Here is a 2,177-nt window from a genome sequence, read left to right as displayed (position 1 = left end):
TGATGCAATCCTCGACCGGGCAGACATCGACGCAGAGGTTGCAGGCGACGCATTCCGCGTCGATCACCTCGAAGACCCGGCCGGGCTGCATCGCGATCGCCTGATGCGAAGTATCCTCGCAGGCGGCGTAGCAGCGCCCGCACTTGATGCAGAGATCCTGGTCGATCCGCGCCTTGGTGACGTAGTTGAGGTTGAGCCGCTGCCAGTCGGTGACATTGGGCACGGCGCGCCCGCGGAAATCCTCGAGGCGCCCGTGCTCCTTCTCGTCCATCCAGAGCGCGAGCCCCCGGGTCATCTCCTGCACGATCCGGAACCCATAGGTCATGGCCGCGGTGCAGACCTGCACCGAGCCCGCCCCGAGCGCCATGAACTCCGCCGCGTCCCGCCAGGTGGTGATGCCGCCGATGCCGCTGATCGGCAGCGCCGCGGTCTCGGGGTCGCGCGCGATCTCCGAGACCATGGAGAGCGCGATCGGCTTGACCGCCGGCCCGCAATAGCCGCCATGGGCGCCCTTGCCGTCGATCGAGGGCTCCGGCGAGAAGCTGTCGAGGTTGACCGAGGTGATCGAATTGATCGTGTTGATCAGGCTCACCGCATCCGCGCCCCCCCGCATCGCCGCCGCCGCCGGCTTGCGGATGTCGGTGATGTTGGGGGTGAGCTTCACGATCACCGGCATGCGGGTATGGGCCTTGCACCAGCGCGCCACCATCTCGATGTATTCGGGCACCTGGCCGACCGCCGAGCCCATGCCCCGCTCGCTCATCCCGTGCGGACAGCCGAAATTGAGCTCCACCCCGTCGGCGCCGGTATCCTCGACGCGGGCGAGGATCTCCTTCCAGGGCTCCTCCTCGCAGGGCACCATCAGCGAGACGACCATCGCCCGGTCCGGCCAGTCGCGCTTGACCGCCTTGATCTCGCGCAGGTTCACCTCGAGCGGCCGGTCGGTGATGAGCTCGATGTTGTTGAGCCCCAGCAGCCGCCGGTCCGCGCCCCAGACCGCGCCGTAGCGCGGCCCGTTGACGTTGACGATATGCGGGTCGAGCCCCAGCGTCTTCCACACCACCCCGCCCCAGCCGGCCTCGAAGGCGCGCCGCACGTTGTATTCCTTGTCCGTGGGCGGCGCCGAGGCGAGCCAGAACGGGTTCGGCGAGGTGATTCCGACGAAATCGGTGCGAAGGTCGGCCATGCGATTCCTCCCTTGCCGCGACGCCCCCGGAACGGAGCGCGCGGGCCGCGTCAAGTCTTGGTCAAGGCGGCATGGATGTCCATCGCCGCGTCGCGTCCCTCGGCGACCGCCGTCACGGTCAGATCCGCGCCGCCCGCGGCACAATCGCCGCCGGCCCAGACGCCCGGCAGGCTCGTGCGCCCCGCGCCCTCGACCCGGATCTTGCCGCCCTCGGTCGCCAGCCCCTCGGGCAGTTCGCCCAGCCGCTGGCCGATCGCGGTGAAGAGCTGGTCGGCCCGGAGCACGAACCTTTCGCCGCTTTCCTCGAGCCCCGCGGGGCCCTCCGCGACATAGGCGAACTCGACCTCTGCCAAGCCGCCCTCGCCGCGCAGCGCCACCGGCACCGCGCCGGTCACGATCCGGACGCCGTGGCTCGCGGCATGGTCCTGCTCGTGGTGACTCGCGCCCATCTTCTCGCGGCCGCGGCGGTAGGCGATCGTCACCTCCTCCGCCCCGAGCAGGCGCGACTGCACCGCCGCATCCACCGCCGTCATGCCGCCGCCGATCACCACGACCCGCCGCCCGACCGGGATTGCCGCCAGATCGGCCGCCTGGCGCAGCTCGGCGATGAAATCCACCGCCGGACGCAGGCCGTCCCGCTCCGCGCCCTCCAGGTCGAGCGCATTCACGCCCCCGAGCCCGAGCCCGAGAAAGACCGCGTCGAAATCCTCCACGAGCGCCTTCAGCGTCACGTCGCGCCCGAGCCGCCGCCCGTATTCCACGGTGATCCCGCCGATGCCGAGCAGCCAGTCCAGTTCCTCCTGGGCAAAGCCCTCCGGCGTCTTGTAGGCGGCGATCCCGAATTCGTTGAGCCCGCCGCCCTTCGCCCGCGCATCCATCAGCACCACCTCGTGCCCGAGCATCGCGAGGCGGTGCGCGCAGGCGAGGCCCGCGGGACCCGCCCCGACCACGGCCACGCGCCGGCCGGTCGGCGGCGCGCGGTGGAAGGGAT

Annotated in this window: 2 protein-coding genes; both read right to left on the bottom strand. The window is 70.8% G+C overall.

The annotated features are described in order from the left end of the window. Nucleotides 1–1,186: NAD-dependent dihydropyrimidine dehydrogenase subunit PreA (gene preA, locus V7050_RS20570; RefSeq protein ID WP_324370718.1), on the bottom strand; the 1,186-nt coding region annotated here is incomplete at its 3' end. 50 nt (nucleotides 1,187–1,236) lie between these two features. Next, on the bottom strand, nucleotides 1,237–2,177 hold a 941-nt coding region (locus V7050_RS20565), incomplete at its 5' end, for an FAD-dependent oxidoreductase (RefSeq protein ID WP_324411221.1).

It is taken from the genome of Amaricoccus sp. (assembly GCF_036846665.1).
Lineage (GTDB): Bacteria > Pseudomonadota > Alphaproteobacteria > Rhodobacterales > Rhodobacteraceae > Amaricoccus.
This window is presented reverse-complemented; position numbering and strand designations above follow the sequence as displayed.